We start from the raw sequence: 25,867 nt of genomic DNA on the forward strand, positions 1-25,867 counted from the left end.
GTTTTGGAAGCCGATCACCCCGTTACGGGGTCAGTTTTCCATGCCGGTTCACACCGATCGCCCTCGACGCCGCGATCTTCGAGGCCCTCCTGATCGCCGAATATCCGGCCCTGAGCCTGATCGAGGCGGACGGCTTCCAAGTCACGGCGAACACCGACGACGGGGAAGCGGTCCGGCTGTTCCACGACGCCAAGCCGCCCAAGCTGTCGTTTGCTGAAGCAGAAATCAACTTCCGCTATGCGAGACGAAGCTGCCATTCGCAGGTGCGCGCGACCAAGCCCAGCATCGCCTCAGGTCCCATCCGTAGGGCGAAAAGCAACCTGACGACAGCGCGGCATGGCTGTCGCAGCAACCTCATGAAGCAGCCGTTCGGGCTGACCGCAGCGAAGTCACTGTCGCTTCCACCCTAAGGGGCCGAAAGCTAACCGACGCAGGCACTGCGGCGCGGCTGAAGCGACAGAGCAAGGCAATTGCTTGCCTACCCTATTGCCATCCCAATTCCTCAGACGGGAAAACCCCGACCCGGACATTCGTAATCAGCTCCGGTTTTGGGCAATCCGGGGACATAAAAGTCAGAGCCAAATCGGTAGACTGCACTGCCGTCGAGTGTGATCGGATATCGATGAATGAACGCCGGCGCTGACCACCCCTCATAAACGGCCTGTCAATTGTACTACTGAGCTGAATCATTGCCACTTAATTCTACGGGCAGCAACGGTGCGTCATTCATAGTTTCTGCAAGATTCTTTAGAGATTGCAACAGTGTAGAATGATTTTCTCTGGGGTCATATGTGAGGCACTTGAGATTTCTGTTCTTTCTCAATGACCTCTTCAGGTCATCAGGCATCTTCGAAGAAGTAACGAAGTAGTGCGGCCTAGAATTTGGGAAGTTAAATCTCTGGTTCTCGAGTAGAAGAGTAATATCGGGATCGGATATGCCGCAGCCCAATATCAGAAACGTATGGGATAGGAGGCATGCATCCAACACGTCGTAAAAAGCGGAATGTTTTACCCGAGCCTGAGCATAATCATGATTTGTAAAGATAAGCTCATTTGGTGAGTCAATTGTGCCATGGAGCTTTATCACATGAGTTCTGTCTTCACGTAAGAAATTATGGACATCTTGATCGCAGTAGCGTTTAACCGTGACTCGACCTCCAGTTTCAGATATAACAAAAGTTTCAAATATCTGATCGAAATTTGGGGTTATGTAAATCCTTTGATCCAAATTGAATATGGCTTTGTGAGTTTCACTCGCAGAGTAGTCGGGATCTATAAAGCACTCCCGAAGGAATGGCTCCCAGTCGTCGTCCAATTTTTTCTTTAACCACTCACATGCGTGCAAAAGATCATTCTGAGAGATCGCTTTCTTGATGTGTGAAGTGCCTTTAGTGCCAGCTTTCTCCAACCCTCGGCTGAGAAATTCACTCCAGAGAGGAGGGCGAGTTACGCCGTCTCTGCCGGTGGAGCTTTTCGATATACCGCTCCCGAAAAACACAACCACACGCCGCGACAACAAATCAATTTTAAGCTGATCGGGCCAGTCAATCATCAAATCAGCCCCGCACGGTTAAGTATCGCATCGGCGACCACCCCGAAGGTTTTTCGAGCATCTTTGACCTTTGTAAAATGTGCACCCCGAACTCCATCAGCAGCTTTCAAGGCAAACACGGGAGCACGAGCCGATTGAGACATTGGAACTAGACTGTGCAAATTTGGGATAGCCCCAAGAGAGAGTTTTTTGACGCCCCTCGGGGGAGGGGCGATGCGGGACAGCTCCGCGCTCACGATACCTTCAAATTGCTTCATTATTTTTTCATAGGCATTTACGGCCCGTTTTGTTCCCGTGGAATCTGCCTTGGCAATATAGTGCTGTGATGCATAACCGAGAAAACCCAAGCTCCGAGCTAAATCGGTATCTACTTCGTCAGGATCATCAACATTAGTCACTCCAACTTCCCATTGCTTGCTCCACTTCGACATCCATGCGGAAATATTGTCTATGGCTTTAACGCTAAATATGTCTATCGACATCGGCGCAACGAAATAATTACTAGCTAGTAGAACGGCTCTATTTATGGACCCCAAAGAAGGTCCGACATCGAAGAGGACCAAGTCATAATCATCGCAGCGTTTCATCAACTCCGCGAACATCAGAGTCGTTCTCATACCTCGAGAATCACCGCCGATCGCGGACCCCCAATCTTTCGCCAGCAAATCTTCGGTGAGCGCCAAGCGAGGATCTCCAGGAACAACATCAACGCCAAAACGTGCACTTTTTGTAACTTTGAGGTCCTTGCTGTACCCTTTCCCGAGAGAAAGCGGGCGAATTATGTCGTAGATAGTAAAAGAAGAGGTCTCTTCGTAAAAATAAGAAAGTTTTTTATCTTCGAACATATACTGAGTGGCGTTGCACTGTGGATCGGCGTCAATGACGAGGACACTTAAATTATATTCCTCCGCAGCGAAAGCCGCGACATTGCAAAGCAAAGTTGTTTTGCCAACGCCGCCTTTGTTGTTGAAGAATGAAATAGAAACAGCCATCCAGACACCTCAGAAATCAGGGTTATTTTTTTATAATGTATTAGATGAACTTGCGCAACTTTTATGTATCAAGAGCGCACAAAACCCAAACGGGCAAAACTCTCGCAAGTCCCCGCTCCTTCCCTCAGCGGACTTCGGCTTTGTCCCGGTCGCGACCATGCCGTAGCAGTTATGCCGCCGCAACGCGAGCATGCGGTTCGGATACATTGTCTGGTCGCCACTGATTGCGACGACTGACGGCCATGAGCTGCCCGCTACCATGCGGGCTAAGTGTTCGCTGCGGAGCAAGACGACCTGCAGCTCCTGGGAATGCGGAAAAGCAGCATATTTGGAGGTCGAGCGGCGACAATGGGCCGTGTTTTCCGCTGCACAAGCGAACGGCCTGCCTTGCTACGGTCTGATCGAATGTCGCTGATGGGCTCAGAGTAACGATTCGCTGCGATCAGCGGGAACGGCGGCAATAAGCGGCCTTTTATCGTGTTGGGCCTTGGACTGCTCACAGCCGGTTGTATCTCTGTTGCCACATTCCCGCTCTGAACCTGTTCCGTCCATTTTGTGCCGTGCTCCTGGTCTTGCTATCCTGATTCCTACCAACACATGAGGAGCAAGATACATGCAACAGAACAAGAGCGGCGCAGTCTGGGGGACGATCACGATGGCCATGCCGCAACTGCTCGAATGGCAGATCGAAGGGGATGGCGAGCACCATGAGGGCCGCAGCCTGAAGGAGTTCGTGGCGGCCTTGGTAACGGCGCGCGAGGGTCGTGAGGCCGTCCTTCGCCTCAACCTCGTCGTGTCGTTATGACGGGATGGTCATGTATTTCCCGTGACATCCTGCCCGGATTCCAGGTGACACAGGAGTGACCGCGGACATCTTCGGATATGATGACAAGATGTCCGCAGACTTCAAGAATGCCGTTTAAGGCACTCAGGAACATGCAGAAAACGGCACAGAGGCATGGTGGGTGGTGAGGGACTCGAACCCCCGACATCTTCGGTGTAAACGAAGCGCTCTACCAACTGAGCTAACCACCCTTGGGGCAGGCTCTTAGACCGGCGCGGTAGTGCTTGGCAAGGGGTCGGTGTTCGGGAGGTCAGCGTTCGGTCAGCTTCAACTCGATCCGGCGGTTCAGGGCGCGGGCCTCGGGCGTGTCGGCGGGATCGACGGGGCGGGTGTCGGCGAAACCCGTCGCGGCCACCCGGTCGGGCGGAAAGCCCAGGTCGTCGATCATGTAGCGCACCACCGCCAGCGCACGCGCCTGGCTGAGTTCCCAGTTGTCGCGATAGCGGCCAAGGCCTGACAGGGGCTGGCTGTCGGTATGGCCGTCCACGCGGATGATCCAGTCGATGTCGCCCGGCATCTCGTCCGAGATCTGTTCGAGCATCGCCGTCACGTTGCGGATCTGGTCGCGCCCGGCCAAGGCCAGCGTCGCCTCGCCCGCCGGGAACAGCACTTCCGAGGAAAAGACGAAGCGATCACCCACGACCTGCACCCCTTCGCGCCCTTCGAGGATGCGCGACAGCCTGCCGAAGAACTCGGAGCGATAGCGGCTGAGATCGGCAGCCTCGGCCTCGGCGCGTTCGCGGGCCTCGCGCTCCAGTTCCACGCGGCGGCGTTCTTCCTCGGCGGCGCGCAGAAGGGCGGCGTTGAGTTGCTGGCCGAGGTTCTCGACCTCCAGCGCGGCCTCGCGCTGGCCCTCATCGGTGATGTTCAGCACGGCTTGCAGATTGGCAAGCTGCGCGTTCAACTGGGCGACCTGCTGGGTCAGGGCGGCGACGCGGCGCTGGTCCTGGGTGGCGCCCGCCTGCTGTTCGGCCAGCCGTTCGTTGGCCAGCGCAAGCAGGGCGGCCTGGCGTTCGGCCTCGCCCACCTGTTCACGGGATTGCCGCGCCAGTTCCTCGCGCGCTGATTCGGCGGCGGCCAGCAGGGTCAGGGTGTCCTCGGCCTCTTGCCGCGCGGATTCCAGTTGCAGCGTCATGGCCGTCAGTTCGGCCTGCGAATTTTCCAGCCTTTCGCGCAGGGCGGCGGCGGCGGCGGCATCCGTCAGGCGGGCGGCCTCGGCATCGGAAAGCCGGGCCTGTGTCTCTTCAAGCCGGGTCGTGGTTTCGGCATTGCTGCGGCGCAGGTCGGCCAGCAGAGCCTCCAGCGCCTCGCGCCGGGCGGCGGCAAGGCGGGCTTCTTCGGCCTGCGCGTCGATCTCGTCCCGCGTGCGGGCGATTTCGGCGGCGGCGGCGGCCAGCCGATCACGCTCGGCGGCAAGGTCGCGGTCCAGCGCGGCCTCTCGGGCTTCGGAGGCCGACAGGGCCTGCGCGATCTGGCTGATCTGAAGGCCAAGCTGGTCCAGTTCGCTGTCCTGGCTGTCGATGCGTTCGCGCAGCACCGCCTGCACCACCATCGCGATGGTCAGGGCGAACATGATGACCATCAGAAGCGAGGTCACCGCATCGACATAGCCCGGCCAGATGCTGGTGCTGAAGCGGTTGGTGCTGCTGCGGTTAAACCTCATCGCCGCGCTCCAGCCGGCGGATGGCGCGGGTCAGGGCGGCCATGTCCTCGCGCAGGTCGGCGACCATGTCGGCGCGGCCCGAGGCCATTTCCTCGATCAGCCGGGAAAGCTGATAGTCGAGCGAGCGCAGATGCATCCGCGCCTCGATCATGTCGGATTCCTCTTGCGCGGAAGCGGGCTGATCGGCTGCGGCCTGCTGCGCGAGGGCGACCAGGCGATCCTGCCCCTCGGCCATGCGGGCCAGCGCCTGGGTCAGGGACTGGTTCGCGGCAAGGATGCGTTCGCCAAGCCCCTCGATCCCGGCGGCCAACTGGCGGACCTGGTCTTGCGATGCCTGCGCCTGGCGGGCCTGCGCCTCGTCGCGTTGATGGCGGTCGTCGCGAAGGCCCGCAACCTGATCGGCAAGCCGTGCCTCGAACTGATCCAGGAAACCTTGCAGGGCCGACGCATCGCCGCCCGTGCCAGCCGCCCCCGCCCCGCCGATATCGACGCGGGTGAAACCGCTCATCCACTCTTCCAACTCGCGGTAGAAACGGTTCTGGCCGTGGGTCACGAACAGTTCCAGCAGGCCCACGACCAGCGACCCCGCAAGCCCGAGAAGCGAGCTTGAAAAGGCCGTGCCCATGCCGCCAAGCTGGTCCTCCAGCCCCTCCATCAGCCGGTCGAAGACCTGCAAGCCGCTTTCGCCTTCCTGCGGCGACAGCGCACGGATCGTCTCGACCACCGCCGGGACGGTGATCGCCAGCCCGTAGAAGGTTCCCAAAAGGCCAAGGAAGATCAGCAGGTTGGTCATGTAGCGGGTGATATCGCGCTGTTCGTCGATACGCGCGGCGACCGAATCCTGGATCGACTGGGACGAAGCGGTCGAAATCGTCCCGCCCGCAGGCCCAAGCGTGCCCAGAAGCGCCGCCAGGGGCGCGAGCAACCTCGGCGCGCCCTCTTCGTCCAGGGCGGGGGCCGAAGCCCCGCCCTCGATGGCGCGGCGGCGGCGGCGGGCGAATCCCTCGATCCAGCTGACCGAGGTGATAAGCTGCGCGACCTGCCAGAAACATGTCAGCACCCCAAGCACGAAAACGCCGAAGATCACCCCGTTCAGGATCGGGTTGGTCAGGAAGATCGACATGATCCGCCCATAGGCATACCAGCCGCTCGCCCCGACCAGAGCCAGCGCGATCAGCATCAGGACGATCTGACGCACCGGCTGCGAGAAATGCGGATGGCTGGCGGGCGCCGGTCTGGCCGCGTCGCTGCGCACGGCCCTGATGCGGCGGTCGCCCCCTGCGGGGTCGCGCGATCCGCTGTCGTCGGCGTCAGACATGATCCTGTCCCCTTGGTGATTTCGAGCCGAGTTTAGGCAGATATGACAGCCGTGCCAAGCAAGCGGATCGCCCTAGTTCGCGGCGATCAGCGCCTGAACCCGGCGCGACAATTCATCCAGCGCGGGATCGCGCAGCCCGATCTGGGCAAGATGGCGGGCGGTATTGAACAGATAGTCGCGGTTCGGCCCGCGCCCGCCGGTCGCGGCAGCGATGATGCGGGCCTGTTCCTCGACGGTAAGGCCGCCGACATATTGCACATGTTCGCGCCGCATGATGTAGGTCACGGCCTGAACGCGGCGGCCATCGGCCAGGTCCAGCGGCACCAGTTCCTCGCGATAGGCGCCGGTCGTCAGTTCGCGTTCGCGCAGGGCGGCCAGCGTCTCGGGCCAATGGACGGCGGCCACGCGCAGGGCCAGCCCGCGGCAATGGGCCAGCGGGTCCGCGTCCAGCGCAAGAACCAGTCCGGGCCGTTCCACCGTGCCGCGATAGACAACCGATTCCATGCAGAAGCTGCGCGAAAAGCCGTCCAGCCGTGCCTCGACGCTTTCGGCGGCGTCGAAGCCCGGATCCCAGATCAACGAGCCATAGGCAAAGACCCAATATTGCCGCTGTTCCTCAGCCGTCATTCGCGAATCCGCCGATCCCTGCCTGCAAGCCTTTCGTTCGGGAAAAACTTAGGCCACGATGCGCGTCGTTCCAAGACGGATAAGCTGCAAGACCTGTCCCCGATGCGCCGCCTGCTGATTTTCCTGACGTTGATCCTTGTCGTCCTGGCAGTGCTTTGGGCGCTGGCCGAAACCTTCGTCGCGCGCGAGTTGCGCACCGGCCTTGCCGGACAGCCCGACATCCGGGTGGCCGAGACCGCACCGCTGCGCAATCCCGCGCGGATCGGCGCAAGACTGACGGGGATCGAGGCGACCCTGCCCGGCACCCGGATCGCCCTGCCCCGGCTGGACCTGTCCGCGCGCAGCCTGCGGCCCAACCATTTCGTGGCCGACCTGCCCCAGCGGATCGAGATCCGCCACCTGGGCCAGTCCTTCGACCTTGGCCTGACCGCGCCCCAGGCGACGTTCAGCCTTGCCTCGCTGCGCCAGATGACGCTGGGGCATCTGCGCATCGGGGCCGAGGCCGTGACGCTGAACGGCAAGCCGCTGGCCGCGCCGCTGCGCCTGTCGTTGCAGCCGGTCGCGCCGGACGGCGACTGGCCGGAAGGCGCCCGCTCGGCCTATGACGTCGGCCTGCATGTCGAGGCGTTGGACCCCGCCGCCCTGCCCGGTTTCACCCCGCCCGAAGGCTGGCCCGAAGGGCGGATCACCGCGCAGGGCCAGGGCCGGGTCTGGCTGGACCGGCTGGTCGATCCGCAGGCCGCAAGCGGCGGGCAGCCCCCCCGGCCCGTCGCGTTGGAACTGGCCGAGACACGGCTGACAGTGGGGCATATGTCGGCATCCCTCGCCGCGCGGCTACGGCCGGATGCGCAGGGCCGGGCCGAGGGCATCGCAGTGCTTTACACCGCCGACGCCCAGCCCATCGTCGAAACGCTGGCCGCCCTGGGGCTGATCCCGCAGAACGCGGTCCTGATGCTGCAAGCCATGATGCGCGGCGCGGCAGAAAACCCGATGCCCGCCACGGTGGATTTTCGCCCGGCGCAGGGTGATGAAATCCGCCTGCCGCTGGTCTTTGCCGATGGCCAGGTCCTGTTCGGCGGCGTCCCCGTGGCCGAGGCACCCCTGCTGATCGGCGCACCCTGACCGGCTGTCCGCAAGGGACGTGCCCAGACAATGGGCCAAACAACTGCGGGCCAGACAACAGCGCGGATACTGGCAGAATACCGCAGGCGGATCGAAGCGCCTATTCCTCGGGCGGGGCCAAGGGCTTTTCGGCGGCGGACGAGCGGCCAAAGTCGGGGGCGGCGGTGTCCTGCCCGGCCTCGATGATGCCCCGGCGAATGGCGCGGGTGCGGGTGAAATATTCCTGCAAATGTTCGCCGTCCTCCATGCGGATAGCGCGTTGCAGCACGAAAAGCTCTTCGGCGAAACGGCCGAGGATATCCAGCACCGCCTCTTTGTTTTGCAGGAACACGTCGCGCCACATCACCGGGTCCGAGGCCGCGATGCGGGTGAAGTCGCGAAAACCGGCGGCGGAATATTTGACCACCTCGGATTGCGTGACGCGCTTGAGGTGATCGGCGACGCCCACCATCGTGTAGGCGATCAGGTGCGGGGTGTGGCTGGTCACGGCCAGCACCAGGTCGTGGCGCGCGGCATCCATGATTTCAACGCTGGCGCCCATGCCCCGGATCAGCCGGGTCAGGCGGGCGACCTGTTCGGGATCGGCGCCCTCATCCGGCGTCAGCAGCCACCAGCGATTGACGAAAAGCGTGGCGAACCCGGACCGAGGCCCCGAATGTTCCGTCCCGGCAAGCGGGTGGCCGGGGATGAAATGGACGTCTTGGGGGATATGGGGGGCGACCGCCTCGACCACGGCCTGCTTGACCGAACCCACGTCCGTCACCACCGCGCCGGGCTTCAGATGCGGCGCGATCTGCGCGGCGATCGCACCCATCGCGCCCACGGGCACGGCCAGAACCACAAGATCGGCGCCCGCCACCGCCTCGGCCAGATCATCGGCCACCCGGTCGACCAGCCCGATTTCCTGCGCGATGCGGCGGGTGTCGGCGCTGCGGGCATAGCCCACGACCTCGCCCGCCAGCCCGTTCTCGCGCATGGCCAACGACATCGAGCCGGCGATCAGGCCAAGCCCGACCAGCGCCACGCGGTCGTAGATCACGCTCATGCGCCCTGCCCGCTTGCTGCGCGCTCGGCCATGAACAGGCCGATCACATGGGCCACGCGGCGGCAGGACGCCTCGTCCCCCACGGTGATGCGCAGGCAATGGGGCAGGCCGTAGCCGCCGACCTGCCGCACGATCACCCCTTCGTTCTTCAGCCGCCGGTCGCAGGCGGTGGCCGTTTCCTCATCCGCGAAACGGGCAAGGATGAAATTCGCGAAGGACGGGTCCGCAGGCACGCCCTTTTCCGCCAGCGATTCCGCCAGCCATGCGCGCATCCGGCTGTTCTCGGCCCGGCAGCGGGCGATGTGGTCACGGTCGCGCACCGCCGCCTCGGCCCCGTCCAGCGCGGGTTGCGAGAGGTTGAAGGGACCGCGCACGCGGTTCAGCACATCGACGATTTCACGCGGCCCATAGCCCCAGCCCACCCGCAGCCCGCCAAGGCCGTAGATCTTGGAAAAGGTCCGCGTCATCACGACATTGGGCAGACGTGTGGCCAATTCCGCCCCGCCGTCGTAGCCATCGGCATATTCGGCATAGGCCGCGTCGATCACGAGGATGGCCTGCGGAACGGCGAGGGCAAGGCGCTCCAGTTCGGCCAGTTCGATCATGGTGCCGGTCGGGTTGTTGGGGTTGGCCACGAAGATCAGCCGGGTGCGATCCGTCGCCGCCGCGATCAGGGCGTCCACGTCGGTCACCCGCTCACGCTCGGGCACCTGGACCGGGGTGGCGCCCGCCGCATGGGCGCTGATGCGATACATCAGAAAGCCGTGTTCGGTGAACAGCACCTCGGTTTCCGGCCCGGCATAGGCCTGGCACAGCATATGGATGATCTCGTCGCTGCCGACCCCGCAGAGGATGCGTTCGGGGTCCAGCCCGTGAACCTCGCCGATGGCGGCGCGCAGTCCGGCGTGATCGGTGCCGGGATAGCGGTGCAGGTTGTGGGCGGCGCGGATGACGGCCTCGCGCGCGCGATCCGAGGGGCCAAAGGGGTTTTCGTTCGACGACAGCTTGATCGCATCGGTCCGCCCGGCGACATGCGAGGCCCCGCCCTGATAGAGCGAGATTTCCATGATGCCGGGTTGCGGGGCAATATTCTGTGCCATGATGTCCTGCTGCGATAAAGTGCCCGACCGTCATAGCCCCGCGCCCATGACAAGAACAAGAGGGCAGCGCGACGCGGCGGGCCGCAATCCCTTAAGAACCGATCAGTTTTCCGCCGCGATCGCCTTTTCCAGTTCGGGCAGGAAGCGGTTGGCGTAATCGTCGCGGATCAGCGGGCCGGCAAAACGGTAGAGGATGCGGCCCTGGCCGTCGATGATGAAGGTCTCGGGCGGGGCAGAGACGCCCCAGTCGATGGCGATGCGTCCGCGCGGGTCCGTGGCGATGGCATGATAGGAATCGCCCTCGTCGCGCAGGAATGCCAGCGCGTTGGATTCGGGGTCCTTGAGGTTGACGCCATAGACCGGGATACGCTCGGCCAGCTCGGCGATGGTGGGATGTTCGGCGCGGCAGGGCGGGCACCAGCTTGCCCAGAAATTCACCAGCTTGACACCGGGCTCGCGCAGCATCTCATCCGTCAACTGGGTCTTGCCGGGCAGGGTCGTCGCGCCAACCGGCGGCGCCTCGCGTTCGGCCAGCGCGGTGGGCAGCGCCGTGGGATCGTCGCGCAGAAGCGCCCATCCCGCCATCCCGGCGAAACCCAGGAAGGCGACCAGCGGCACGGCCATGAGGGGTGAGATCCTAGCCATTCTTCTCATGCGCCTCCAACGCGCGGCGGGCGCGGGCATTGGCGATCACGCTTTGCGCGATGATGCCCGCCAGCAGCAGGCCCGAGATGCCATAGGCCATCAGGACGGTGGTTGCGTATTTGCCAAGCTCGATCATGTGCGATTCTCACGGGCCAGAAGCGCCGCCAGACGGCGGCGGCGGATTTCGGTGCGGGTGCGGATCAGAAGCAGCGCAAGGAACAGCAGGAAGAAGCCCAGCATGCACAGGTAAAGCGGATAGCGGTAGACGGCCGACATCCGCTCGCCCGATTGCACGGAAAGCGAGGCGCCCTGATGCAGCCCCTGGTTCCAGAAGAAGGCGGCATAGCGCGACAGCAGCGCAAAGACCGAACCGACAAGGCACAGCACGCCCGTCAGGTCGGCGGCGCTGTCGGCATCCTCGAAGGCGGACCAGAGGGCGATATAGCCAAGGTAGAAGAAGAACAGCACCAGAAACGAGGTCAGCCGCGGGTCCCATTCCCACCACGTCCCCCACATCGGCTGGCCCCAGACGGCGCCCGTGACCAGCGCGATCAGCGTCATCACCGCGCCGATGGGGGCGGCGGCCTTGGCGGCCAGCGCACTGACATGGTGGCGCCGGACCAGCCAGATCAGCGAGGCGGCCAGCATCATCAGCCAGATGTTGATCGCCATCAGCGCGGCGGGGACATGCAGGAAGATGATCTTGACGGTCGAACCCTGCCGGTAGTCCTCGGGCGTCAGGAACCCCCAGGCGATGCCGGTCACGCAGCACAGGACGGCCAGGGTCACGACCCAGGGCAGCACCGCCCCGGATGTGCGCATGAACTTGGTCGGATTTGCATATTCCCAGATCGACATGGGGTTTTCCTATCCTGCGCCCCGGCGCGGCTCAAGCCCGCCAAGGCACGGTCACCGCAGATTGATGCGCAGCGCCCCGGCGGCGGCGAAGGGGACAAGCGCCAGAACTCCAAGCGTTATCGCGGCCTGAAAGACAAGCGGAGTCGCGATCGCCCCGCCCGCGACACTGCGACGCACCGCCTCGGCCCCGAAGATCAGGGTGGGGATGTAAAGCGGCAGGACCAGCAGCGACAAAAGCAGCCCGCCCCGGCGCAGCCCGACCGTGACGGCGGCCCCGAAGGCGCCCAGCATCGACAGCGCGGGCGTGCCGATCAGCAGGGACAGCATCAGGGTCCCGTAGGCCTGCCCCGGCAGGTGCAGCAGCAGCCCGAAGACCGGCGCGGCCAGCACCAGCGGCAGCCCGGTCGTCAGCCAATGGGCCAGCGACTTGATCGCCACCACCCCTTCGAGCGGCAGGGGCGAGGTCGCGATCAGGTCCAGTGAGCCGTCCTCGTGATCCAGCGCGAAGATGCGGTCCAGCGACAAGAGGCACGACAGCAGCGCACCCACCCACAGGATGCCCGGCGCGATCAACGACAGCGTGCCCCCCTGCGGGCCGATGCCGAAGGGCACCAGCGAAACGACGATCAGGAAGAAGGCCAGCGCCAGCCCGAATCCTCCGCCCGCGCGGGTCGCAAGCCGCAGGTCGCGCATCAGCAGGGCGATCATGCGAAAGCCTCGTTGAAACCGGCGGCGCGGGTGCCGCGCCGGGTGGGACCTGCGCGGAAGGGGGCCAGGTCCAGCAGCTGCGCCTCGGGCAGGCCAAGGTCGATATGGGTCGCAATGACCGCCGCGCCACCCGCCGCCAGATGCCCGCGCAGCACATCCGCGAACAGCGCGACCGATGCGCTGTCGAGCGACACGGTGGGTTCGTCCAGCAGCCAGACCGGGCGCCCCGTGACCAACAGCCGCGCAAGCCCCAGCCTGCGCTTCTGCCCCGCCGACAGCATATGCGCGGGCCGCGCGGCAAGGGGGCCAAGGTTCATCCGCGCGATCGCATCGCCCACGCCGCCTTGCCCGAAGACGCTGGCCCAGAAGCGCAGGTTCTCGGTCACGGTCAGCGCGGGTTTCAGCCCGTCCAGGTGGCCCGCATAGGCGTGGCTTTCGGGCGCGGCGGCGATATCGCCCTCGATGACGGGTTGCAGCCCGGCAAGGCAGCGCAGCAGCGTGGTCTTGCCGATGCCGTTCGGACCGCGCAGGACCAGCGCCTGCCCGGCGGACAGCGTGAACGAGACGCCTTCCAACGCGCGCAGCCCGCCCCGCGCGACGGCAAGGCCCTGAACGGCGACCAGCGGATTCATACGGGTATCAGCGCGCAGGCGACGCGGCGGCCTTCGGACAGGGTGACGTTGTAGCTGCGCGCGGCGCTTGGGGTGGACATCGGCTCGACCATGATTCCGGCGGCGGAAAGCCGGGCGGCCAGTCCCGGCGGGGTGGGCGCCATGTCGGGACCAAGCCCTAGGAACAGCACATCGACCTGGCCCGCCAGCGCCAGCAGCCCGGCCAGATCGTCCAGCCCGCCCCACGAACGCGGACCGTCGCCGGCAACGATCAGCGCGCCGTGGCTGACCTTGCCGCCCACCCTGAAAAAGCCGGGGCCGTAGCCGTCCACCGGCACGGCCCCGTGAAATTCGCTGGGCTCCATCCCCACCATCTCAGGGGGCTTCCCGGAAGGCGTCGGGCAGCTTGTCCTTGTCGGGCTTGGACCAGTCGCGCTTGACGCCCAGCCACAGCACGATGTTCTTGGCCATGTAAAGCGTCGAGTAGCAGCCCACCGTCACCCCCCACAGCATGGCAAAGACGAAGGCGCGGATCACGTCGCCGCCCCAGATCATCAGCGCCCCAAGGGCAAGGATCGTGGTGACCGCGGTCATCACCGTGCGCGACAGCGTTTCGTTCACGGTCAGGTTCATGATGTCGATCAGCGGCATATTCTTGTATTTGATCAGGTTTTCCCGGCATCGGTCGAAAACCACCACCGTGTCATTGATCGAATAGCCCACGATGGTCAGCAGCGCCGCGATGGTGGACAGGTCGAACCTGATCTGGAACAGCGAAAACAGCCCGACGGTCAGCAGCACGTCGTGGATCAGCGCGACCACCGCGCCGATGGCGAACTGCCATTCGAATCGCAGCCAGATATAGACCATGATCCCGAAGGTCGCCGCCGCAACCGCATAGATGGCCGTCTTGATCAGTTCCGCCGACACCTTCGGGCCGACCGATTCGACGGCGGTGAAGCGCACGTCGGGATCGACGGCCTTCAGCGCGGTCTCGATCCGCCTCAACTCCTCGGGGGTGACGGCGGCGTCGCCCTCGCCCGCGGCAAGGCGGATCTGGGCGACGTGGCGGTCGGGACCGAAGGTCGGGTCGAAGACCTCGGTGATGGCGACGTCGTCAAGGCCGAGCGTGCCCATCGCCGAACGGTATTCGCCGACGTCGATGGTGGTCGAGGTCTCGGCCCGGATGGTCGTGCCGCCGCGGAAGTCGATCCCGAAGTTCAGCCCCATCACGATGGTCACGATGACCGAAGCCACCATCAGCACGGCCGAGATCCCGAAGGTCAGCCATTGCACCCTGAACCAGTTGATATGGGTTTCATCGGGGACGAGTTTCAGCCGGAATGCCATGAGTTCACCCCCTTACAGGATCAGTTCTTTGGGTTTGCGCCATTCCACCCACCACACGATCATCAACCGCGTGAAGAAGATGGCCGTAAAGACCGAGGTGGCGATACCGATGGTCAGCGTCACCGCGAACCCCTTGACCGGACCCGAGCCGAGGAAGAACATCACCAGCGCCGCGATGAAGGTCGTCACGTTGGCGTCGATGATCGCGCTCATCGCGTCCTTGAAGCCCGAATCGATGGCCTTGACGACGCGGCTGCCTCGTCGCAACTCCTCGCGGATGCGTTCATAGATGATGACGTTGGCATCCACCGCCGTGCCGACGGTCAGCACGATCCCGGCGATGCCCGGCAGGGTCAGGGTCGCGCCCATGACCGACATCACCCCGATGATGATGGCGATGTTGGTCAGCACCGCGATCGAGGCGAATGTCCCGAACAGCCCGTAGCTGGCAATCATGTAGGCCACGACCGCGACCGTCCCGATAATCGAGGCCAGCCGGCCCGCGTCGATGCTGTCCTGCCCCAGTTCGGGACCGATGGTGCGTTCTTCCAGGAAGGTCATCTCGGCAGGCAATGCGCCCGCGCGCAAAAGCACCGCAAGCTGGGTCGATTGCTCGATATTCATCGCACCCGAGATCTGGCCCGAGCCGGTGGTGATCGGCTGCCGGATGATCGGGGCCGAGATCACCTGATCGTCCAGCACGATGGCGAAGGGCTGGTTGATATTGGCCGAGGTGAAGGCGCCGAACCGCCGCGCGCCCTGCGGGCCAAAGCGGAAATCGACGGCGGGCAGCCCGGCCTGATCGAAGGCGGGGCGGGCGTCGGTCAGGTCCTCGCCGGTGACGACGGGGCGTTCTTCCAGCACATAGAAGATGCCCGGCTCGTCCATCGAGGGGACCAGCATATTGCCCGAACCGGGCCGGGTCTGGGGATCGGCGACGCGGCTGACGACCGGGTTGAAGGTCAGCCGCGCGGTGGTGCCGATCAGCGCCTTCAACTCTTCGGCCGAACCGATGCCGGGCACCTGGATCAGCACCCGGTCGGCGCCCTGCCGCATGATGGTGGGTTCGCGCGTGCCGACCTCGTCCACCCGGCGGCGCACGATTTCCAGCGTCTGCTGGACGGTGCGGTCGGCCATCGCGGATTTCTCGGCGTCGGTGATGGTGATCGTGACGCGATTGCCCGAGCCCGTCACGTTCAGGTCGCTCTGCCCCGCGCCGGTGAAGGTGGTGACGGGGGTGGCGAATTGCCGGGCGATCTCGACCGCGCGGGACAGGCCGGCGGGATTGCCGATCTCGATGATCAACTGGTCGTCGCCGCCGGTGACGCGGCGGACCGCGCCGATCTGTTCGCGCTCGGACGCCAACTGGTCGCGGATATCGGGCCAGAGCGCGGTCATCCGTGCGCGATAGATGTCCTCGAGGTGGATCTGGCCCAGCAGATGCGCACCCCCCCGCAGGTCAAGCCCAAGCGCCATGATGCGCGACGGCATCCAGCTTGGCCAACCCGCGATCAGCGCGGCATCCTCGGGCGTCGTGACGCCGGTCTGCTCGACCCGCGCCAGCGCATCGTTATGCTGTTCCACGCGGTTGTAGAACAGGTTGGGCAGCGCCAGCAGCAGGCCGAAACACACCAGCCCGAGAATGGCGAGACGCTTCCAGAGCGGTATCTGCAACATGTAAAGGGGTGTTCCCTCAGTTGTTCGCAGCCACGGGCGCCGTGCGGTTCACGACCGAGGCAACCGTCGAACGGATGATGCGGACCTTGACGCCCTGCGCGATCTCGACCTCCAGCTCATTGTCGCGGACGGCGGTGATCTTGCCGATGATGCCGCCCTGGGTCACGATCTCGTCGCCCTTCTTCAGGGCCTCGACCAGGGCGCGGTGTTCCTTCATCCGCTTTTGCTGGGGGCGGATGATCAGGAAATACATGATCAGGAAAAGCGGAATCAGGATCAGGAAGGACTCGAGGCCTCCACCGGCAGGGGCGGCGCCTTGGGCATAGGCTGGGGTCACAAGCATGGATGGTTCCCTTATGGATTGCAGGGGGGCGCAAGGTTCGGCCCGAATTGGCGCGCAACCTATCGGGCGGAAAGGGGGAAGGCAAGAAACTGCTTGCCGTCGCACAACCGCGGCCAGGTCACCTTGTCGTGGGGGCGGCTGGGGGCGAGGCAGGGGGGCAAGGGGGGCGGAACCGCTCGAATTCCGCGCAGGCGGATGCTATGGCTTGCCGCCAGAGACCGACAGCAGAGCGAGAACACCGTGACCACTTCCGCCCCCGCGACGCCCCTGCCCGTTCCGCAGCACCCAGACCAGGTCCACCGCCTGCGCGCGATCATGGCCGCGCTGCGAGATCCCGCTTGCGGCTGTCCCTGGGACATCGAGCAGGATTTCGCCTCGATCGCACCCTATACCATCGAGGAAGCCTATGAGGTCGCCGACGCCATCACGCGCGAGGCATGGGACGAATTGCCCTCGGAACTGGGCGATCTGCTGTTGCAGGTGGTCTTTCACGCCCAGATGGCGCAAGAGGCCGGGATGTTCGACTTCGACGAGGTCGCCCGACAGGTCTGCGACAAGCTGATCGCGCGCCATCCCCATGTCTTCGGCAACGAGAACCGCGACAAATCGGCGCGCCAGCAGGTCAGCGACTGGGAGGCGATCAAGGCGCAGGAACGCGCCGCCAAGGCGGAAAAGGGTGTGCTGGACGGCGTGGCGCTTGGCCTGCCCGCCCTGACCCGCGCGATCAAGCTGCAAAACCGCGCCGCCCGCGTCGGCTTCGACTGGCCCGATGCGGGCAAGGTGCTGGACAAGCTGGCCGAGGAAACCGCCGAACTGGTCGAGGCCCGCGACCACAAGACCCCCGAGGACATGGCCGAGGAATTCGGCGACCTGCTGTTCGTCATGGCCAACCTGGCGCGTCATCTGGACATCGACCCCGAACAGGCGCTGCGCAGCGCCAACGAAAAATTCACCCGACGCTTCAATATGATCGAGGCCGAACTTGCCAAACAGGGACAGCGCCCCCAGGACAGCACCCTGGAACAGATGGACGCGCTGTGGAACGCCGCCAAGGCACGCGAAAAGGCATGAGCCGGACGAACCCGGCCTGATCGCCGCCCGGCTTGCGCTGCTGACCTTGGCGGCGCAAAAGGTTCGCGCGGCACCCGCCGGACATGGGTGGATTTCACATCCGGCCACCTGTTCCTGACGGGCAGGCGCCTGACCCGCTACCAAGATGGAAAGGCCCGGGATCGGTCCCGCTGCCTGGCTGGAAAGCCACCAAACAACGGCCCCGGTCAGAACAATTCTTTAAGTATATCTTTTTATTTCAAATAAATAATATCTGTTCCTGATCTTAATTCAGAGAATCAGGCCAATATCCTCGCCTTCGGCAAGCTTTTGACGGATTTCCATCTCGGACAGCCATAGACAATGGGCACGCCGCACGCCGGCACGGGCCATGCACCGGCAGGGCGATCACTGCTCGGGGCGGGTGCGGCTCAGGGCGGCGTCGTAGACCTCGATTCCGCCGGTCGAGGCACCCTCGGACAGCACCCGCCGCCATTGCCGCGCGCCGGGCCTGCCGTGAAACAGGCCCAGCATGTGCCGCGTGAACTGGTGCAGCCGCCCGCCCCCCTGCAGGTGATCGAGGATCATCGGGCGCATCGCCTCTGCCGCCTCGCCCGGATCGGCAAAGGGCGGGGCCGCGTCCCACAGCGCGTCCGCGCCCCCCAGGATGTCCCAGGGCTGATGATAGGCCGCGCGCCCGACCATGACCCCGTCCATCACCCGCAGGTGATCGCGTATTTCCGCCATCGAGCCGATGCCGCCGTTGACCGACAGGTCCATGTCGGGAAAGGCATCCTTCATGCGGTGGACCAGCGCATGGTCCAGCGGCGGGATCTCTCGATTCTCGCGCGGTGACAGGCCCTGAAGCCAGGCCTTGCGCGCGTGGATCGTCATGCGCCGGACCCCCGCCGCGCGCATGGTGGCGATGAAGGCGGGCAGCACATCTTCGGGGATCTGGTCATCGACGCCGATACGGCATTTGACCGTGACCTCGACCGGGCTGGCGGCAATCATCGCGGCCACGCAATCGGCAACCAGCGCGGGTTGCGTCATCAGCACCGCGCCGAAACAGCCCGATTGCACACGATCGCTGGGGCAGCCGACATTCAGGTTGATCTCGTCATAGCCCCAATCCGCCGCGATTCGGGTCGCCTCGCGCAGTTGCGCGGGGTCCGAGCCGCCCAGTTGCAGCGCCACCGGATGCTCGGCGGCGTCATGGTCCAGCAGCTTGCCCCGGTCGCCATGCACGATGGCCGCGGCGGTCACCATTTCCGTGTAAAGCAGGCTGCGGCGGCTGAGCAGCCGGTGAAAGCGCCGGCAGTTCGAATCGGTCCAGTCCATCATCGGCGCGATGGACAGACTATGCGTTTTATTTATCTGCATTCTCAAGTTACGTTCGATCCGTTGATAAGTTCTGCTCCTGCTCTGGACAACGCCCGGATATCCCCGAATTTTCCCTTTTGCGACGTTTCACTGTCCTCATGATACACACGATCAGACGAAAGGGCCGCTGCCCAACCGATCATGCATGGCGCGCCTTCACATATTCGGTGACCTGAATGCGCCCCATATAACTGAGATGTTCGCAGTAGGGAAACCACCCCGGCGCAGCAAGGCACTCACGGAAACGACGTTGCCCATCCGAGTGGTGGAATAGTCGCGTTCCCATGTGCCTTCACGGGCCGGGTATGGCCGCAACACCCCTGTGGGGGCGGCAGGAACAAAAGGCCCGTGCGACAACCGCACGGGCAGCCCCTGAGGCGAGCGCATACCCATGCCGGGCTGATGGGCGGCGGGTTGGGCCTGAGTTACCAGACCGCCCCCGCCGGCACAGGGATGAACATCCGAAACATCGGCGGAACGCCACGGCAGCAAGCGGGCGGGCTTATCCCTTGATATAGACGGTATGGGTCACCGTGAACTCATACAGCCCGTGCTTGCCATCCGCCCCGCCGATGCCGGATTTGCGGCGCCCGGCGTGGAAGCCCTGCATGGCCTCGAAATTCTCGCGGTTGATATAGGTCTCGCCGAATTTCAACTCACGCGCGGCTTTCATCGCGGCATTCAGATCGCGGGTGTAGATAGATGAGGTCAGCCCGTATTCGCTGTCATTGGCCAATGCAATGGCTTCGTCGAGGCTGTCGACCGGCTGGATCGGCAGGACCGGGCCGAAGGTCTCGCGGCGCATGATGTCCATCCCGGCATTCACCCCGGTCAGCAGCGTAGGCTCATAGTGGAAGCCCTCGGGCAGGTCGGCGATCTTGCCGCCGGTCACCACGGTCGCGCCCTGCTGGCAGGCCAGATCGACGGCGCCCGCCACCTTGTCCAGCCCCGCGCGGTTGATCAGCGGCCCCATGTCCAGATCGTCCGCAGCCGAAGGATCGCCATAGCGCGTGGCATTGAACAAGACCGCCAGCTTTTCGACCAGCGCGTCGTGGACCGGACGTTCGACATAGACGCGCTCGGCGCAGTTGCAGACCTGCCCGGTGTTGATCACGCGCGAGGCATGGATCGCCTGCGCGGCAAGGTCCAGATCGGCGTCCTTCAGCACGATGGCCGGGGCCTTGCCGCCCAGTTCCAGGTTCACCTTGGTCAGGTTCCGGCCCGCCGCCTGCATGATGTGCGACCCGGTGGCCACGCTGCCGGTAAAGGTGATCAGGTCGATGCCGGGATGGGTGACCAGCGCCTCGCCCGCCGTTGCACCCCGGCCGCCGATCAGGTTGAAGACCCCCTTCGGCAGATCGGTTTCCGCCAGCAGTTCCGCGAACAGATAGGCGTTCAGGGGCGTTTCCTCGCTGGGCTTGATGACGATGGTGTTGCCGGTGACCAGCGCCGGCGCCATCTTGCGCGCGATCAGGAAGAACGGGAAATTCCACGGCAGCACGCCCGCGACCACGCCGATGGGCTTGCGCAGCAGCAGCATGGTCTCATCCGGGCGGTCGCTGGTCAGCACCTCGCCCTCGATCCGGCGGGCCCATTCGGCCATGTAATCGATGTAATCGGCGGTGAAATCGGCCTCGATCTGGGCCAGCGCGCGCACCTTGCCCTGTTCCTTGACGATGACATCGGCCAGTTCAAGGCGATGTTCGCGCAGCTTGGCCGAGATCTTGCGCAGATAGCCCGCGCGCTCGATGGCGGGCAGCTTTTCCCAATCCCCTTGCGCGCGGCGCGCGGCCTTGACGGCGGCATCGACCTGATCCGCGCCGGTTTCGGGAATGCGGCCCAGAAGCTGGCCGTTGGCGGGGTTCAGCACCTCGATCATCGCGGCACCGTTTTCCACGAACGCGCCGTCGATATAGTTGCGGTAGTCCTGCGGCTTTCCCTCGAAAGCCTTGGCGGGAATGCGGGTCATTTGGGGTTTCTCCTCCGAAAGTCGTGAAACGGGTCAGGCAGCCGCCGCGCCGTAACGCGGGCGCAGGCGGGCGATGTCGAAAACCTTGGCATCGACGCGGGTCGGGTCGCCCGTGATCAGGTCGGCCATCAACTGGCCCGCACCGGGGCCGATGCCGAAGCCGTGCCCCGAAAAGCCCGAGGCGACATGCAGGCCGGGGACGGTATGGACGGGGCTGATGACCGGGATCGCGTCGGGCGTCGCGTCCATGACGCCCGCCCATTCGTGGCGGATGCGGGCATTCGCGAAGCCGGGAAAGGCGCGGGTCAGGTTGCGCAGCGCCTTGCGGGTAAAGCCGGGAACGGCGGGCGGGTCCATGACCCGGCAGGCCTCGAACGGGGTCGCCTCGTCCGCGCGCCAGGACCGCCGCGTCATCAGCTCTTGCAGGAAGGTGCCGTTCAGGCGCAGGCTCAACTCGCGCCATGTGGTCAGGAAGGTCGGGAAGAATTCGGTCAGCAGCCGGAAATGATCCGGCGTCAGCGGGGCGAGGTTCCTGTTCCTGACCGCCACGGTGAAACCGCCATCCAGCCGTTTGCGATAGGCAAAGTCCCCCGCGCCCACCGGCATGTCCGTCAGCCCCTCGACCCCGTCCACGCTGGCCACAGGGCCGATGACCTTCAGTTGCGGGAAATCCAGCCCCATATTGCCAAGAAACAGCCGCGACCAGATCCCGCCCGCGACCACCGCCGCCTGGCAGCGGATCGTGCCGCGTTCGGTCACCACCGCGCTGACGCGCCCGGCCGAGGTTTCGACCGCGCGCACGGCGCAGCCGGTCAGGATATGCGCGCCCTTTTCGCGCGCGGCCTCGGCAATGGCGGGAACTGCGATCCAAGGCTCGGCCCGCCCGTCCGAGGCGGTATGCAGCACGCCCAGGATGCCGCCATTATTGCCCGGCAGCTTGTCCGCGATCTCGGCCTGCGACAGCATCCGCGCGTCCAGCCCGTGACGGCGGCCGATCTCTTCCCATTCCAGCCAGCCCTTCAGGTCGCGCCGGTTGTAGGACAGGTAGCTGATGCCGGTGCGGCGCCAGCCGGTGTCGCGCCCGATGCGGTCGTTCATCCGCGACCACATCTGCACCGAATGCATGCACAGCGGCAACTCGCGTTCGTCCCGGCCCATCTGCCGCGTCCAGCCCCAGTTGCGGCTGGACTGTTCGCCCGCGATCACGCCCTTTTCGCAGACCGCGACCGATATCCCGCGCTCGGCCAGTTCAAGCGCGGTGGTGACGCCGACGATTCCCCCGCCGACGATCACCACGTCGACCGAGGCGGGAAGCGTATCGTCACCCGTAAAGGGGGCGACGGGGATGGAAAGCGTGGACATGGATCTTGGCTCGCATCGTCAGAATGGGGGCTGGCGTCATTGCCAGTCTTCCCCGGTGTCCAGGACGAAATGACCGTCCGAGATTTCAAGATAGCGCCGATCGGGGCGGCAATAGTCCGGCGGGCGGACGGGGCTGCGCAATTCGGTCACCGCGACCGCGCCGCGCTGGTGGCGCCGGGCGGGGTCGGGCACCGGCACCGCGCCCAGCAACCTTTGCGTATAGGGGTGGCGCGGATTTCCGAAGATGGCCGCGCGCGGGCCGATCTCGACGATCTCGCCCAGATACATCACCGCGATCCGGTGGCTGATGCGCTCGACCACCGCCATGTCGTGGCTGATGAAGACGAAGCCCAGGCCCATGTCCTGCTGCAAGTCCATCATCAGGTTGACGACCTGCGTCTTCATCGTCACGTCCAGCGCCGAGACCGCCTCGTCGGCCACGATGACCTTGGGCTTCATCACCAGCGCGCGGGCGACGCAGATGCGCTGACGCTGGCCGCCCGAGAATTCATGCGGATAACGCCCGGCCATGTCCGGCAGCAATCCGACGCGGGTCAGCAGCGATGCGGCGATCTCGCGCCTTTCGGCATCGCTTGCCTTGCCGTGGATGCGCAACGGCTCGGTGATCGCCTCGCCGACACGCAGGCGGGGGTTCAGGCTGGCATAGGGATCCTGAAAGATCATCTGGATGTCATGGGCGCGCTCGGCCGCCGGGATATCGCCCAACTCGCGCCCGGCCAGCAGGACCCGGCCTTCGTCGCGCGGATGCAGCCCGGTGATCAGCTTGCCCGTGGTCGATTTCCCGCAACCGGATTCGCCCACGATGGACAGCGTCTCGCCCTGCCGCAGGGTAAAGCTGACACCCTCGACCGCATGAACGCGGGCGATGGTGCGCTTGAGCAGCTTGCTCTGGACGGTGAAGCGCTTGGAAAGGTCGCTGACCTCCAGCAGACAGGGCGCATCCTCTCGCAGCGTGTCGGGGCGCGGCGCGGGTTCGCGCAGCTTGCCGCTGTCGATATCGAAGACCGGATAGGGCAATGGCGCGGCGTTCCCGGTCATCGAGCCCAAGCGGGGCACGGCGGACAGCAGCGCGCTGGTATAGGTCCGCGCCGGCTGGCGGAAGATCTGCCCGGTCGTGCCGGCTTCGACGACATCGCCATGATACATGACCAGCGTGCGGTCCGAGACCTCGGCCACGACGCCCATGTCATGGGTGATGAAGATCACGCCCATGCCGCTTTCGGCCTGCAATTCCTTGATCAGGTCCAGCACCTGCGCCTGAATCGTCACGTCCAGCGCGGTCGTCGGCTCATCGGCGATCAGCAGGTCGGGCTGGCAGGCCAGTGCGGCGGCGATCATCACCCGCTGCCGCATCCCGCCGGAAAACTGGTGGGGGAAATCGTCGTAACGGCTGCGGGCCGAGGGAATGCGCACCCGGTCCATCATCGCGAGCGCCTCGGCCCGGGCCTCGGCCCTGGTGACGCGGCGATGGGTCAGGATCGATTCCGCGATCTGCGCGCCGATGGTCATCACCGGATTGAGCGAGGTCATCGGCTCTTGGAAGATCATCGAGATACGGTCGCCCCGGATACGCTCGATCTGGCGTTCGTCCAGTTGCAGCAGATCGGTGCCCCGGAACAGCGCCTGCCCCGAAATGCGCGCATTGTCGCGCGGCAGCAGTTGCATCAGCGCCATCGAGGTGACGCTTTTGCCCGAACCGGATTCGCCCACGATGGCCAGCGTCTCGCCCCCGCCGACCGAAAAGCCCATGTCGCGGACGACATCGTTCCATTGGCCACCGCGGCGAAAGCCCACGGTCAGGCCCTGGACCTGCAACAGCGGATGTTCTGCGGGTTGCGTCACGGTCATATTCCCCCGATTGCGGCTCATGCGCCCGATTCCCGCCTGGGATCGAAAAGCTGCCGCAGGTGGTCGCAAAAGGCGTTCAGCACCAGCACCAGCACGATCAGCGACAGGCACGGCGCCAGCAGCAGCCACGGTTCCTGCGCGAAGGTGGACCGGGCGGCGCCGATCATCATCCCCAGCGAAGGCTGCGGCGGCAACACGCCAAGGCCCAGGAACGACAGGCCGGATTCCAGGATCACCGACATCACGACGACAAAGCTGAACTGCACGAACAGCGGCCCGACGATATTGGGCAGGATCGTGCGAAAGATGATGCGCGGCACTGACGCCCCCATCAGCCGCGTGGCATCCACGTAATCCTGCCCGCGCACGGTCATCACGCTGGCATGGGCGACGCGGGTGAAGCTGGGCACGAAGACCAGCGCCAGCACCGGCACCAGCGTGGACGGGCCGGCCCCGTAAAGCGTCGCGGCCAGCATCGCCAGCAGCAGCGGCGGAAAGCACAGGATCACATCCATGACGCGCATCGACAGCGCCTCGGAAAAGCCGCGGACATATCCCGCGATCACGCCGATAGAAATGCCGATCATCGCCGAGATCATCGCCGCCCCGCCCGAGATCAGGATGGCCGAGCGCAGCGCGTGGACCAGCCGCGACATGAGGTCGCGCCCGTATTCGTCCTGCCCCAGCGGATGGGTGATCGAAGGTCCGGCGAACCGCGCGGCCACGTCCATCGCCAGCGGATCGGCCAAGGGCAGCAGCGGCCCGATAAAGGCAATCGCCAGGATCAGCGCCAGCAGGATGCCCGATGGGCTTTGGAAAGCCTGTCTCATTTGCGCACCCTCGGGTCGGTGATACCGTAAATGATGTCAACCAGCAGGTTCAGCCCGATATAAAAGGCCGAGACGACGACCAGCACGCCGGTCACCACCGGGTAGTCGCGCGCGTTCACCCCCGCGACCAGCATTCCCGACAGGCCGGGCCAGTTGAACACCGTTTCGACCAGCACCGTGCCCGCCAGCAGCCCGCCCAGTTGCAGCGCAAAGACGGTGATGACGGGCATCAGCGCATTGCGCAGGGCATGGCGGATGACGACGCGCCGGGCGGGAACGCCCTTGGCCCGCGCCGTGCGGATGAAGTCCAGCGGCAGCACGTCCAGCATCGAGGCGCGGGTGATGCGAAAGACGATGGCGGACAATCCGATGGCGATGGTCGCGGCGGGCAGGATCAGCAATTGCAGATGCTTGCCCGGATCGCGCGAAAACGGCGTGAAGCCCCCGGCGGGCAGCCAGCCCAACACCTGCGCGAACAGGATCACCAGCAATGTGCCAAGCACGAAGACCGGCACCGATTGTGCCGTTCCCGCCGCCAGCGCCGCACCGCGCGAGAAGCGGCCCCTGGGGCGCAGCGCCGACAGGACTCCTGCGGGAATGCCGATCAGCAGGCTGAGGATGCCGGCCGCCGCGATCAGTTCCAGCGTGCGCGGCAGTCGGCGCATGACCTCGGCACTGACCGAACTGCCATCGACCATCGAGGTGCCCAGATCGCCGCGCATGATCCCCGCGACATTATGCGCGTATTGTTCGACCAGCGGGCGGTTCAGGCCAAGCTGTTCGCGCAGCATCTCGACCATCAGGGGATCGGGCGCTCCGCCGTCTTGTGACAGCAAAAGTTCCGCCGGATCGCCCGGCACGAAATGGATGGACAGGAAGACCAGGGAAACGACCACCCAAAGCATGAAGAGGCTTTGGATCACGCGTCGGACAAACCACCCCATCGAAC

At 64.7% G+C, this 25,867-nt stretch carries 26 protein-coding genes and 1 tRNA gene; 4 read left to right on the forward strand and 23 right to left on the reverse strand.

What is annotated here, in order from left to right; all coding sequences use genetic code 11:
• Nucleotides 1-410: hypothetical protein (locus tag Q0O97_RS05810; RefSeq protein WP_294926141.1), on the forward strand; the 410-nt coding region annotated here is incomplete at its 5' end.
• A 263-nt stretch (nucleotides 411-673) separates the two neighbouring features.
• Here Q0O97_RS05810 and Q0O97_RS05815 read toward each other — a convergent pair.
• Both Q0O97_RS05815 and Q0O97_RS05820 read right to left on the reverse strand, forming a co-directional pair.
• Entirely contained in the window at nucleotides 674-1,552 is an 879-nt protein-coding gene (locus Q0O97_RS05815; RefSeq protein WP_294926143.1) for an SIR2 family protein, read from the reverse strand.
• On the reverse strand, nucleotides 1,552-2,544 hold the full coding sequence (locus tag Q0O97_RS05820) for an AAA family ATPase (protein ID WP_294926145.1): 993 nt from the start codon (nucleotides 2,542-2,544) through the stop codon (nucleotides 1,552-1,554). Before Q0O97_RS05820 ends, Q0O97_RS05815 begins: the two co-directional genes overlap by 1 nt.
• Nucleotides 2,545-3,157: 613 nt before the next feature.
• Between Q0O97_RS05820 and Q0O97_RS05825 the strand changes: the two genes are divergently transcribed.
• A complete protein-coding gene (locus Q0O97_RS05825) occupies nucleotides 3,158-3,349 on the forward strand; it encodes a hypothetical protein (RefSeq protein WP_294926147.1) in 192 nt (63 codons plus the stop codon).
• Between the two features lie 154 nt (nucleotides 3,350-3,503).
• On the opposite strand, the gene Q0O97_RS05830 is transcribed toward Q0O97_RS05825, so the two are convergent.
• The 4 genes from Q0O97_RS05830 to Q0O97_RS05845 all read right to left on the reverse strand — a co-directional run bounded on the left by Q0O97_RS05830 (nucleotide 3,504) and on the right by Q0O97_RS05845 (nucleotide 6,996).
• Nucleotides 3,504-3,579, reverse strand: a tRNA-Val gene (locus Q0O97_RS05830).
• A 59-nt stretch (nucleotides 3,580-3,638) separates the two neighbouring features.
• Entirely contained in the window at nucleotides 3,639-5,051 is a 1,413-nt protein-coding gene (locus tag Q0O97_RS05835; RefSeq protein ID WP_294926149.1) for a peptidoglycan -binding protein, read from the reverse strand.
• Nucleotides 5,041-6,369, reverse strand: a complete 1,329-nt coding sequence (locus Q0O97_RS05840) for a biopolymer transporter ExbB (protein ID WP_294926151.1) — start codon at nucleotides 6,367-6,369, stop codon at nucleotides 5,041-5,043. Before Q0O97_RS05840 ends, Q0O97_RS05835 begins: the two co-directional genes overlap by 11 nt.
• A gap of 72 nt (nucleotides 6,370-6,441) precedes the next feature.
• Complete coding sequence (locus tag Q0O97_RS05845) at nucleotides 6,442-6,996, reverse strand: gamma-glutamylcyclotransferase (RefSeq protein ID WP_294926153.1); 555 nt, start codon at nucleotides 6,994-6,996, stop codon at nucleotides 6,442-6,444.
• Between the two features lie 102 nt (nucleotides 6,997-7,098).
• On the opposite strand from Q0O97_RS05845, the gene Q0O97_RS05850 reads away from it, so the two are divergent.
• Nucleotides 7,099-8,118 (forward strand): DUF2125 domain-containing protein, encoded by a 1,020-nt coding sequence (locus Q0O97_RS05850; protein WP_294926155.1) that lies wholly within the window; start codon nucleotides 7,099-7,101, stop codon nucleotides 8,116-8,118.
• A gap of 100 nt (nucleotides 8,119-8,218) precedes the next feature.
• On the opposite strand, the gene Q0O97_RS05855 is transcribed toward Q0O97_RS05850, so the two are convergent.
• From Q0O97_RS05855 to yajC, 11 genes are all read right to left on the reverse strand, one after another.
• The gene (locus tag Q0O97_RS05855) at nucleotides 8,219-9,163 is read right to left on the reverse strand and encodes a prephenate/arogenate dehydrogenase family protein (protein ID WP_294926157.1); all 945 of its coding nucleotides are present in this window, start codon (nucleotides 9,161-9,163) and stop codon (nucleotides 8,219-8,221) included.
• A complete protein-coding gene (hisC, locus tag Q0O97_RS05860; RefSeq protein WP_294926159.1) occupies nucleotides 9,160-10,263 on the reverse strand; it encodes a histidinol-phosphate transaminase in 1,104 nt (367 codons plus the stop codon). Before hisC ends, Q0O97_RS05855 begins: the two co-directional genes overlap by 4 nt.
• A gap of 102 nt (nucleotides 10,264-10,365) precedes the next feature.
• Nucleotides 10,366-10,908 carry a DsbE family thiol:disulfide interchange protein gene (locus Q0O97_RS05865; protein ID WP_294926162.1) on the reverse strand — a complete coding sequence of 181 codons (543 nt, stop codon included), beginning with the start codon at nucleotides 10,906-10,908 and terminating at the stop codon, nucleotides 10,366-10,368.
• Nucleotides 10,901-11,044, reverse strand: a complete 144-nt coding sequence (ccmD, locus tag Q0O97_RS05870) for a heme exporter protein CcmD (protein ID WP_294926164.1) — start codon at nucleotides 11,042-11,044, stop codon at nucleotides 10,901-10,903. Before ccmD ends, Q0O97_RS05865 begins: the two co-directional genes overlap by 8 nt.
• Nucleotides 11,041-11,766, reverse strand: coding sequence for a heme ABC transporter permease CcmC (ccmC, locus tag Q0O97_RS05875; protein ID WP_294926166.1), 726 nt, complete (start codon nucleotides 11,764-11,766; stop codon nucleotides 11,041-11,043). The genes ccmD and ccmC overlap by 4 nt, the downstream gene beginning before the upstream one ends.
• Nucleotides 11,767-11,817: 51 nt before the next feature.
• Entirely contained in the window at nucleotides 11,818-12,474 is a 657-nt protein-coding gene (gene ccmB / locus Q0O97_RS05880; protein WP_294926168.1) for a heme exporter protein CcmB, read from the reverse strand.
• On the reverse strand, nucleotides 12,471-13,106 hold the full coding sequence (ccmA, locus tag Q0O97_RS05885; RefSeq protein WP_294926170.1) for a heme ABC exporter ATP-binding protein CcmA: 636 nt from the start codon (nucleotides 13,104-13,106) through the stop codon (nucleotides 12,471-12,473). The genes ccmB and ccmA overlap by 4 nt, the downstream gene beginning before the upstream one ends.
• The gene (locus tag Q0O97_RS05890) at nucleotides 13,103-13,459 is read right to left on the reverse strand and encodes an Mth938-like domain-containing protein (protein WP_294926172.1); all 357 of its coding nucleotides are present in this window, start codon (nucleotides 13,457-13,459) and stop codon (nucleotides 13,103-13,105) included. The genes ccmA and Q0O97_RS05890 overlap by 4 nt, the downstream gene beginning before the upstream one ends.
• 1 nt (nucleotide 13,460) lies before the next feature.
• Entirely contained in the window at nucleotides 13,461-14,435 is a 975-nt protein-coding gene (gene secF / locus Q0O97_RS05895) for a protein translocase subunit SecF (RefSeq protein ID WP_294926173.1), read from the reverse strand.
• A 12-nt stretch (nucleotides 14,436-14,447) separates the two neighbouring features.
• Nucleotides 14,448-16,112 carry a protein translocase subunit SecD gene (gene secD / locus Q0O97_RS05900; protein WP_294926175.1) on the reverse strand — a complete coding sequence of 555 codons (1,665 nt, stop codon included), beginning with the start codon at nucleotides 16,110-16,112 and terminating at the stop codon, nucleotides 14,448-14,450.
• A gap of 16 nt (nucleotides 16,113-16,128) precedes the next feature.
• Complete coding sequence (gene yajC, locus Q0O97_RS05905) at nucleotides 16,129-16,455, reverse strand: preprotein translocase subunit YajC (RefSeq protein WP_294926177.1); 327 nt, start codon at nucleotides 16,453-16,455, stop codon at nucleotides 16,129-16,131.
• 240 nt (nucleotides 16,456-16,695) lie between these two features.
• On the opposite strand from yajC, the gene mazG reads away from it, so the two are divergent.
• Entirely contained in the window at nucleotides 16,696-17,526 is an 831-nt protein-coding gene (gene mazG / locus Q0O97_RS05910) for a nucleoside triphosphate pyrophosphohydrolase (RefSeq protein ID WP_294926179.1), read from the forward strand.
• Nucleotides 17,527-17,913: 387 nt separating this feature from the next.
• Here the strand turns inward: mazG and dusA are convergent, their stop codons facing one another.
• The 6 genes from dusA to Q0O97_RS05940 form a co-directional block, all read right to left on the reverse strand.
• The gene (gene dusA, locus Q0O97_RS05915; RefSeq protein ID WP_294926181.1) at nucleotides 17,914-18,888 is read right to left on the reverse strand and encodes a tRNA dihydrouridine(20/20a) synthase DusA; all 975 of its coding nucleotides are present in this window, start codon (nucleotides 18,886-18,888) and stop codon (nucleotides 17,914-17,916) included.
• Between the two features lie 502 nt (nucleotides 18,889-19,390).
• Nucleotides 19,391-20,857, reverse strand: coding sequence for an aldehyde dehydrogenase (gene aldA, locus Q0O97_RS05920; RefSeq protein WP_294926183.1), 1,467 nt, complete (start codon nucleotides 20,855-20,857; stop codon nucleotides 19,391-19,393).
• 33 nt (nucleotides 20,858-20,890) lie between these two features.
• On the reverse strand, nucleotides 20,891-22,219 hold the full coding sequence (locus tag Q0O97_RS05925) for an FAD-binding oxidoreductase (protein ID WP_294926185.1): 1,329 nt from the start codon (nucleotides 22,217-22,219) through the stop codon (nucleotides 20,891-20,893).
• A gap of 36 nt (nucleotides 22,220-22,255) precedes the next feature.
• Nucleotides 22,256-24,088 carry an ABC transporter ATP-binding protein gene (locus Q0O97_RS05930; protein WP_294926273.1) on the reverse strand — a complete coding sequence of 611 codons (1,833 nt, stop codon included), beginning with the start codon at nucleotides 24,086-24,088 and terminating at the stop codon, nucleotides 22,256-22,258.
• A 17-nt stretch (nucleotides 24,089-24,105) separates the two neighbouring features.
• Nucleotides 24,106-24,918 (reverse strand): ABC transporter permease, encoded by an 813-nt coding sequence (locus tag Q0O97_RS05935; RefSeq protein ID WP_294926187.1) that lies wholly within the window; start codon nucleotides 24,916-24,918, stop codon nucleotides 24,106-24,108.
• Nucleotides 24,915-25,862 carry an ABC transporter permease gene (locus Q0O97_RS05940; protein WP_294926190.1) on the reverse strand — a complete coding sequence of 316 codons (948 nt, stop codon included), beginning with the start codon at nucleotides 25,860-25,862 and terminating at the stop codon, nucleotides 24,915-24,917. Before Q0O97_RS05940 ends, Q0O97_RS05935 begins: the two co-directional genes overlap by 4 nt.
• Nucleotides 25,863-25,867 lie beyond the last annotated feature (5 nt).

The organism is uncultured Paracoccus sp. (assembly GCF_945915435.1).
GTDB lineage: Bacteria > Pseudomonadota > Alphaproteobacteria > Rhodobacterales > Rhodobacteraceae > Paracoccus.

Coding starts and splice junctions, on each gene's coding strand:
- secF (WP_294926173.1), bottom strand. CDS start 14,435: ATGGCATTCCGGCTGAAACTCGTCCCCGATGAAACCCATATCAACTGG.
- Q0O97_RS05925 (WP_294926185.1), bottom strand. CDS start 22,219: ATGTCCACGCTTTCCATCCCCGTCGCCCCCTTTACGGGTGACGATACG.
- aldA (WP_294926183.1), bottom strand. CDS start 20,857: ATGACCCGCATTCCCGCCAAGGCTTTCGAGGGAAAGCCGCAGGACTAC.
- ccmB (WP_294926168.1), bottom strand. CDS start 12,474: ATGATCGCCCTGCTGATGCGCGACCTGCGGCTTGCGACCCGCGCGGGC.
- Q0O97_RS05820 (WP_294926145.1), bottom strand. CDS start 2,544: ATGGCTGTTTCTATTTCATTCTTCAACAACAAAGGCGGCGTTGGCAAA.
- Q0O97_RS05845 (WP_294926153.1), bottom strand. CDS start 6,996: ATGACGGCTGAGGAACAGCGGCAATATTGGGTCTTTGCCTATGGCTCG.
- yajC (WP_294926177.1), bottom strand. CDS start 16,455: ATGCTTGTGACCCCAGCCTATGCCCAAGGCGCCGCCCCTGCCGGTGGA.
- Q0O97_RS05935 (WP_294926187.1), bottom strand. CDS start 24,918: ATGAGACAGGCTTTCCAAAGCCCATCGGGCATCCTGCTGGCGCTGATC.
- Q0O97_RS05865 (WP_294926162.1), bottom strand. CDS start 10,908: ATGGCTAGGATCTCACCCCTCATGGCCGTGCCGCTGGTCGCCTTCCTG.
- hisC (WP_294926159.1), bottom strand. CDS start 10,263: ATGGCACAGAATATTGCCCCGCAACCCGGCATCATGGAAATCTCGCTC.
- Q0O97_RS05835 (WP_294926149.1), bottom strand. CDS start 5,051: ATGAGGTTTAACCGCAGCAGCACCAACCGCTTCAGCACCAGCATCTGG.
- Q0O97_RS05890 (WP_294926172.1), bottom strand. CDS start 13,459: ATGGTGGGGATGGAGCCCAGCGAATTTCACGGGGCCGTGCCGGTGGAC.
- Q0O97_RS05850 (WP_294926155.1), top strand. CDS start 7,099: ATGCGCCGCCTGCTGATTTTCCTGACGTTGATCCTTGTCGTCCTGGCA.
- Q0O97_RS05940 (WP_294926190.1), bottom strand. CDS start 25,862: ATGGGGTGGTTTGTCCGACGCGTGATCCAAAGCCTCTTCATGCTTTGG.
- ccmC (WP_294926166.1), bottom strand. CDS start 11,766: ATGTCGATCTGGGAATATGCAAATCCGACCAAGTTCATGCGCACATCC.
- secD (WP_294926175.1), bottom strand. CDS start 16,112: ATGTTGCAGATACCGCTCTGGAAGCGTCTCGCCATTCTCGGGCTGGTG.
- Q0O97_RS05815 (WP_294926143.1), bottom strand. CDS start 1,552: ATGATTGACTGGCCCGATCAGCTTAAAATTGATTTGTTGTCGCGGCGT.
- Q0O97_RS05930 (WP_294926273.1), bottom strand. CDS start 24,088: ATGACCGTGACGCAACCCGCAGAACATCCGCTGTTGCAGGTCCAGGGC.
- Q0O97_RS05855 (WP_294926157.1), bottom strand. CDS start 9,163: ATGAGCGTGATCTACGACCGCGTGGCGCTGGTCGGGCTTGGCCTGATC.
- dusA (WP_294926181.1), bottom strand. CDS start 18,888: ATGCAGATAAATAAAACGCATAGTCTGTCCATCGCGCCGATGATGGAC.
- Q0O97_RS05825 (WP_294926147.1), top strand. CDS start 3,158: ATGCAACAGAACAAGAGCGGCGCAGTCTGGGGGACGATCACGATGGCC.
- ccmD (WP_294926164.1), bottom strand. CDS start 11,044: ATGATCGAGCTTGGCAAATACGCAACCACCGTCCTGATGGCCTATGGC.
- Q0O97_RS05840 (WP_294926151.1), bottom strand. CDS start 6,369: ATGTCTGACGCCGACGACAGCGGATCGCGCGACCCCGCAGGGGGCGAC.
- ccmA (WP_294926170.1), bottom strand. CDS start 13,106: ATGAATCCGCTGGTCGCCGTTCAGGGCCTTGCCGTCGCGCGGGGCGGG.